This window comes from Dietzia cercidiphylli (assembly GCF_014145145.1).
Classification (GTDB): domain Bacteria; phylum Actinomycetota; class Actinomycetes; order Mycobacteriales; family Mycobacteriaceae; genus Dietzia; species Dietzia natronolimnaea.
Genome location: NZ_JAALEA010000112.1, coordinates 1 through 6132, shown reverse-complemented (window position 1 = coordinate 6132; position 6132 = coordinate 1). Strand labels below are relative to the sequence as shown.

Here is a 6132-nt window from a genome sequence, read left to right as displayed (position 1 = left end):
ACCCCTCGAGCAGGACGACCTCGTCCGCGCCTCCCGCCGGGGCGGCCGACCGCGACGATCGGCGCACCACGTCCACGGCGCGGCGGTGGGCGACCCTGACCAGCCACGCCTCCACGTTGGTCTCCTCCGGCAGGTCCGGCCAGGCCCGCAGCGCGGACAGGAACGTCTCGGACCAGGCGTCGTCGGCGTCGGGACCGGGACCCAGGACCGCACGGCACACGCGCAGGACTGTCGGCCCGTGCCGGACCACCGCACCGTCGAAGGCTGCCCTCATGTGTCAGATCCTCCCCTCGTCCCCTCCGCCTCGTTCACACGCCCCGACCGGCAGTGTCCGCAGTAGTCGTTCCGCGCGACCAGAACGTGAGGTCGGCACAGCGCCCGAGCGACACGCGTGATCACGAGATCCCGGCAGACGTTCGTGTTCGCGCTCTGATACAGCTTTCCCTCGCCCGTCCAGCGCTCGGTACTGTCGAGTATCGGATCTCTCCGGGCGGCATGCCGCGTCGGACTTGCGTGTGGAGGACAGCGAATGGCATCGATCTTCATCTCGGGCGGGGCGGCTGGGATCGGCCTGGCAACGGCGGAGCGATTCGGCCGCGAGGGATGGACAGTCGGGGTGTACGACGTCGACAAGGACGCTCTGGCCACGGTGCGGTCGAGGCATCCCGACTGGATCACCGGAGAGCTCGACGTCCGCGACATTCAGCAGTGGGAGAAGGCGCTGGGCGAGTTCACCTCGCACACCGGCGGGACGCTCGACGTCCTGGACAACAACGCGGGCGTCCTCGTCGCCGGCGACCTGACGGAGATCTCGGCGGACGCGGTCAAGGCCCAGATCGACATCGATGTGTTGGGCGTGACGCTCGGCGCCAAAGCCGCGTTCCCGTACCTCAAGGCCACGCCGGGGTCGCACCTGGTCAACATCGCGTCCGCGTCGGCGATCTACGGTCAGCCCGGGATCGCCACGTACAGCGCCGCCAAGTTCTACGTCGCCGGACTGACCGAGGCGTTGGAGCTCGAGTGGGCACCGCACGGCGTGCGCGTGGTGGGGATCTGGCCGCTGTGGGCCAAGACCGCACTCGCGGACCCCAAGGCCAAGACGACCAAGACGCTCGGCATCAAGATCACTCCCGAGCAGGTCGCGGACAAGGTCTGGCAGTCCGTCCACCCGACGACCCTTGACCGCCGATTTCATCGCACGTCCTACAGCGTCGGTGAGCAGACGACCGTGCTCGCGAACATCTCCAAGTTCTCGCCCAATTTCGCGACGCGTCTGGTCAACAAGGTCCTGGCCCAGTAGGGCCTCACGTCGAGCTGATCGTGGTGCACCTTTCGAGCGTTGCACTGCTCGCGACGAGAACGTGAGGTCCGCGCGGTACCCGATCCCACCCGGCACTCGCATACTTGTGTGACCTCACACTCTTTGGGAGTCACCATGCTCGGTTCCCGCACCCCACGCCGCCTGCGTTCCCGACTTGCCGGCGCCCTCGTCGCCGGCGCGCTGGCCCTACCCGTCGCCGCAGCGGTCACGGTCCCCGCCGCCGTACCCGGACTCGTCCCGCAGGCCGCCGCCGGGCCGGTGGAGGACGCACTGACGGGCCTCGCCGGAGACCTGGATCCCACGGGCGAGCTCGGGCCTTACGTGACCGAGGCGCTCAACGGCATCAACGGGCCCATCGGCGCACCCGGCCCGCCCGCTGCGGTGGACACCCCGGTCACGTGCCGACCGACCCCGGCCCACCCGCGGCCGGTGATCCTGGTGCACGGGACGTTCGACAACGGCCCCAACACGGTCCCGCGGCTGGGCGATCCGCTGCGGAGGCAGGGGTTCTGTGTGATCGCCCCGACCCTCGGCGCCTACGCGGGCAACCCGGCCCGGGGAGGTCTCGACTCGATCGTCGGCGCATCCGGTCCGCAGCTCGCCGGGGTGATCGACCACGTGCGCGCGGTCACCGGCGCGGCCCAGGTCGACCTGGTGGGTTACTCCCAGGGCGCCTCGATCGCGGGATACACCACCAAGGTGTTGCGCCCCGGCGCGGTGGGCCGGGTGGTCTCGGTGGGCGGGTACTGGGGCGCGGACAACAGCGGGCTGATCCCCCACCAGCTGCCACCGGGGCTCGCGGGCGCGGCGCTCTGGGCCGCCAACCTGCGGGGTCTGGCCGAACTGTCACCCGGCAGCCCCATGCTCACCGCCTGGTACGGACTCGACCGCACCCCGTTCCTGCCCGGGGTCGCCTACACGCTCATCGCCACCGGCGGCGACCATCTCCTGCCACCGCAGCGGAGCTTCGTGCCGGGGCCCGGCGTGGGGTGGCGGGTACCGGAGCAGGCGTGCGGCGGTGGCCCGACCTCCCACGGCGGGATGGCGCTCGACCCGCGGACCCACTCGATGGTCGCCCGGGCGCTCGGCGGCGCGGGCGCCTGCTGAGACCGCCGGGGCAGACCGGGGACGACCGGGGACGGAACGGGCCGGAGCCGGGTCAGCCGCTACCGCTGCTGCTGCTGCGACCCTCCACGCTCCGGCCCTCCCTGGTCCTCCCTGGTCCGGTCTCCCGACTTCTGTCCCAGTCGCTCGTCCCGAACCACCACCGTCGGGCGGCCGCAGCGAGGAGCAGGACGGCGAGCGCGCTCCACAGCAGGACGTCGAGGGTGCCGGCCCCGGGGGAGGTCAGCTCCACGGTGGCCACCACCAGGGCACCGATCCCGCCGATCGCGGTGGCCGCCACGTACGCGACCGTCTGAGGACCACGCGGGGCAGTGCCGTCCGCGCCGTGCCGGCCGGCGGATCCGGGGTCGTTCACAGGGTGATCCGAGGGGGTGCGGGAGGTCACGGGGCGACCACCTCGTCGTCGTCGCCCTTCTCCCCTCCCCCGGGGTCCGCCGCCAGGCCGTGTTGCAGGCGGCGCTCCACCCGGTCCACCTTCCCGCGCAGCTCACCGGAGCGCCCGGGCCTCAGGTCGGCCTTGAGCACCAGACTCACCCGCGGGGACACCGCCAGAACCGCCTCAGTGGCGGCGCGGATGACGGGCATGACCTCGTCCCAGTCGCCCTCGATCGTGGTGAACATCGAGGTGGTCTCATGCGGCAGACCGGACGCGCGGACCACCCGCACCGCCTCGGCGACGGCCTCGCTCATGGACGCCGAGTCGTCCGCGGTCGTGGTGGGTGCGACGGAGAACGCGAAGAGCATGGCACCACGGTAGGCCTCCCCCGCTCGTGGCGCAGATCGAGGTCCGACCGGGGCCGACCCTCAGACGCGGGACACCTGCTGCGGCACTCCGGGTTCGTATCCCGCAACGGTGAGCAGCTCGCGGACGCGGGGGATGACCTTGCGGCCGTAGAGGTCCACAGAGTTCATGAGGTGCTCGTGCGGGGTGGGGCCGCTGGCGTACTTGAGGTCGAAGCGGTCCAATCCCAGTGTGCGTACGGTCGCGGCGATCTTCTGCGCGACGGTCTCGGGTGAGCCGACGTACATGGCCCCGGACCTCACCTCGCGGTGGAAGTCGGCCTCCCCCGCGTCCCCCCATCCGCGCTCGCGGCCGATCTTGTTGCGGTTGACCAGCCAGTGGGGCATAGCCAGGGCGGCGGCCTTCTCGTCGGTTTCCGCGACGAAGCCCGGCGAGTGCACGGCGACAGGCAACCGCGGCGCGTCGGTGCTCGCGAGCTGCGCGTTGGCCTGCCGGTACAGGTCGGCGAAGGGGGCGAACCCACCGGCGGCCCCGCCGATGATCGCCAGCATGAGGGGCATCCGGTACCGGGCCGCGCGCACCACGGATTCGGGGCTGCCGCCCACGGCGATCCACGCGGAGAGCCCGCCCTCGGTCTCCGGGTACACGCGCTGGTCGACCAGGGGACGCCGCAGCTCCCCGGACCACGTGACCGGCTTCTCGGGCAACAGCGCGGAGAACAGATCCAGCTTCTCGCTGAACAGCTGCTCGTACTGCTGGAGATCGAGGCCGAACAGCGGGAACGACTCGGTGAAAGACCCGCGCCCCAGAACGACCTCGGCGCGCCCGCCCGACAGGGCGTCGATCGTGGAGAAGCGCTGGAACACCCGGACCGGGTCGTCGCTGGACAGGACGGTGACCGCCGAGCCGAGAGTGATGCGCTGCGTCCGGGTCGCGATGCCGGCGAGCACCACATCCGGGGCGGAGACGGCGTAGTCGGGCCGGTGGTGCTCCCCCACCCCAAAGGCGTCGACGCCCACCTGGTCGGCCAGGACCGCCTGTTCGACGACGTCCCGGATCACCTGAGCGTGGTGGACCCGCGCGCCTCGGTCATCGACGGTGGTGTCGCCGAAGGTGTCGAGGCCAAAGGCGACGGAGTGTGACGCTGGAGATGCGGAGGTGGCGGGCGTGGCGGAGGTGGTGTGCTGAGTCATGCCCCCACTTTAGTTGACTTGTCAACCATAGGGTCTGCGGAGGTCCCTCTCGCCCCGGCCGGGCGGGTCTACAGTTCGTTCATGACGTTCACAGAGGCCGTGGAACTGGTGGGCAAGACCATGGACGCGGCCGGCGTGGCCGCCATCGTGGTGGGCGCGTTGGTGGCGGCCATGTTCGCCCTCGACCCGCGTCGCCGACACGGCCCGGAGGGTGACGTCTACACCGCATTCCGGCGCCGTCTCGGCCGCGCGATCCTGCTGGGCCTGGAACTCCTGGTGGCCGCGGACATCATCCGGACCGTCGCGATCTCGCCGAGCTACGACTCGGTGGGGTTGCTCGCGTTGGTCGTGCTCATCAGGACGTTCCTCAGCTGGTCGCTCGAACTCGAGATCTCGGGCCGGTGGCCGTGGCAGAAGCGAGCCGGATCGCGAGCCGACCGCACCCGGCATGATGGAGACGACCAGGCGCGAGCCGACGTGCACGAGAGCGAGAGGACCACACCATGACCGACACCGATCACGGACCCCACCCCTACGTCGTCAACATCGAGGACGCGACCCTCGCCAACACCAACTACCGGACCACGCTGTGGACCGGGAAGCACCTGCAGATGACGGTCATGGCGATCGCTCCCGGGGACGACATCGGCCTCGAGGTGCACGAGGACCACGACCAGTTCCTGCGGGTCGAGCAGGGTCGCGGTCGCGTCCAGATGGGACCGGCCGAGGACCGCCTGGAGTTCGACGAGGAGGTCGGCGACGACTGGGTGATCCTCGTCCCCGCCGGGTCGTGGCACAACGTCACCAACATCGGCGACGAGCCGCTCAAGGTCTACTCGATCTACGCCCCGCCGGAGCACGAGCACGGCACCGTCCACGCGACCAAGGCCGAATCGGACGCCGACGAGCACTGAGACACCTCGGGCACAGGGCCACCTGGGTCCCCGAGCTCGTCCACGGCGTCAGGCGCCGGCGGGCCCCTCGTCCCGCCGGCGCCTCGTCGCGCGCACGTACCTGGTGAGCATCGTGTCCATCAGCGCCGGCGACAGGCGCTGCAGACGCCACGTCGCCCGCGCCCGCGCGGGTTCGATCACGAGCGCCCGGTTCCCCAGGACACCACGCAGGACGCTCTCCGCCAGCAGATCCGGGTCCAGCGGCTCCCGCACGCCCTGACCCTCGAGGTAGTAGTGACGGCCGTCGAAGCCGTCGAGCTCGCCCTTGTCCAGGATCGCGGTGTCCACCGCAGCCGGGCACACCACGGTCACCCCGACGCCGTGGCCGGCCGCCTCCGCGCGCAGCGAGAGCCCGAGCCCCACCACCGCGTGCTTGGTCATGGCGTAGCTGGTGATCAGGCCCGCCGGGCACAACCCGCCCATGGAGGCGGTGAGCACGAGCGATCCCGTTCCCCGGCGGATCATCTCCGGGTACGCGGCGTGGACGCAGTGCACGACCCCGCGGATGTTCACGTCGACGATCGCGTCCCACTGCCCCAGGGTGAGCTGCTCGGTGTCCCCGCCCCAGGTGATGCCGGCGTTGGCGAACATCAAGTCCAGGCCACCGTGCTCGGCGACCACCTCGCCGACCAGGTCCGACACCGCCCGGGCGTCGGTGACGTCGAGCGCCTCCGACCGGGCGGTTCCGGTGACCGTCGCGCCCGGGGTGATCTCCTCCGCCACCCGCCGGGCGGCCACCGGATCGATGTCCGTCACCACGACGTGGGCGCCGGCCGCCACCAGGGCGCGGGCCAGTGC

Annotated in this window: 9 protein-coding genes; 4 read left to right on the top strand and 5 right to left on the bottom strand. The window is 71.2% G+C overall.

From position 1 onward, the window contains the following. Positions 1–274: RNA polymerase sigma factor (locus G6028_RS04870; protein ID WP_182658219.1), on the bottom strand; the 274-nt coding region annotated here is incomplete at its 3' end. A gap of 255 nt (positions 275–529) precedes the next feature. On the opposite strand from G6028_RS04870, the gene G6028_RS04865 reads away from it, so the two are divergent. Continuing rightward, positions 530–1300: an SDR family oxidoreductase gene (locus G6028_RS04865; RefSeq protein ID WP_182658218.1), complete on the top strand. Its 771-nt coding sequence runs from the start codon at positions 530–532 to the stop codon at positions 1298–1300. 108 nt (positions 1301–1408) lie between these two features. Next, complete coding sequence (locus G6028_RS04860; protein WP_338404150.1) at positions 1409–2428, top strand: esterase/lipase family protein; 1020 nt, start codon at positions 1409–1411, stop codon at positions 2426–2428. Positions 2429–2480: 52 nt separating this feature from the next. On the opposite strand, the gene G6028_RS04855 is transcribed toward G6028_RS04860, so the two are convergent. From G6028_RS04855 to G6028_RS04845, 3 genes are read right to left on the bottom strand one after another with little or no spacing between them, the layout of a single operon-like run. Further along, the gene (locus G6028_RS04855) at positions 2481–2831 is read right to left on the bottom strand and encodes a hypothetical protein (RefSeq protein WP_182658217.1); all 351 of its coding nucleotides are present in this window, start codon (positions 2829–2831) and stop codon (positions 2481–2483) included. Continuing rightward, complete coding sequence (locus G6028_RS04850) at positions 2828–3190, bottom strand: MTH1187 family thiamine-binding protein (protein ID WP_182658216.1); 363 nt, start codon at positions 3188–3190, stop codon at positions 2828–2830. The genes G6028_RS04855 and G6028_RS04850 overlap by 4 nt, the downstream gene beginning before the upstream one ends. Positions 3191–3250: 60 nt before the next feature. Further along, positions 3251–4381: an LLM class flavin-dependent oxidoreductase gene (locus G6028_RS04845; RefSeq protein ID WP_182658215.1), complete on the bottom strand. Its 1131-nt coding sequence runs from the start codon at positions 4379–4381 to the stop codon at positions 3251–3253. 81 nt (positions 4382–4462) lie between these two features. On the opposite strand from G6028_RS04845, the gene G6028_RS04840 reads away from it, so the two are divergent. Both G6028_RS04840 and G6028_RS04835 read left to right on the top strand, forming a co-directional pair. Further along, on the top strand, positions 4463–4888 hold the full coding sequence (locus G6028_RS04840; protein WP_182610515.1) for a DUF1622 domain-containing protein: 426 nt from the start codon (positions 4463–4465) through the stop codon (positions 4886–4888). Beyond that, on the top strand, positions 4885–5295 hold the full coding sequence (locus G6028_RS04835; RefSeq protein ID WP_182610516.1) for a cupin domain-containing protein: 411 nt from the start codon (positions 4885–4887) through the stop codon (positions 5293–5295). The genes G6028_RS04840 and G6028_RS04835 overlap by 4 nt, the downstream gene beginning before the upstream one ends. Positions 5296–5343: 48 nt before the next feature. On the opposite strand, the gene G6028_RS04830 is transcribed toward G6028_RS04835, so the two are convergent. Continuing rightward, the coding region (locus tag G6028_RS04830; protein WP_182658214.1) for an SDR family NAD(P)-dependent oxidoreductase at positions 5344–6132 on the bottom strand (789 nt) is incomplete at its 5' end.

Excerpts from the sequence above, each read along its gene's own strand:
- G6028_RS04835 (WP_182610516.1), top strand. The coding sequence starts at position 4,885 with ATGACCGACACCGATCACGGACCCCACCCCTACGTCGTCAACATCGAG.
- G6028_RS04840 (WP_182610515.1), top strand. The coding sequence starts at position 4,463 with ATGACGTTCACAGAGGCCGTGGAACTGGTGGGCAAGACCATGGACGCG.
- G6028_RS04845 (WP_182658215.1), bottom strand. The coding sequence starts at position 4,381 with ATGACTCAGCACACCACCTCCGCCACGCCCGCCACCTCCGCATCTCCA.
- G6028_RS04850 (WP_182658216.1), bottom strand. The coding sequence starts at position 3,190 with ATGCTCTTCGCGTTCTCCGTCGCACCCACCACGACCGCGGACGACTCG.
- G6028_RS04865 (WP_182658218.1), top strand. The coding sequence starts at position 530 with ATGGCATCGATCTTCATCTCGGGCGGGGCGGCTGGGATCGGCCTGGCA.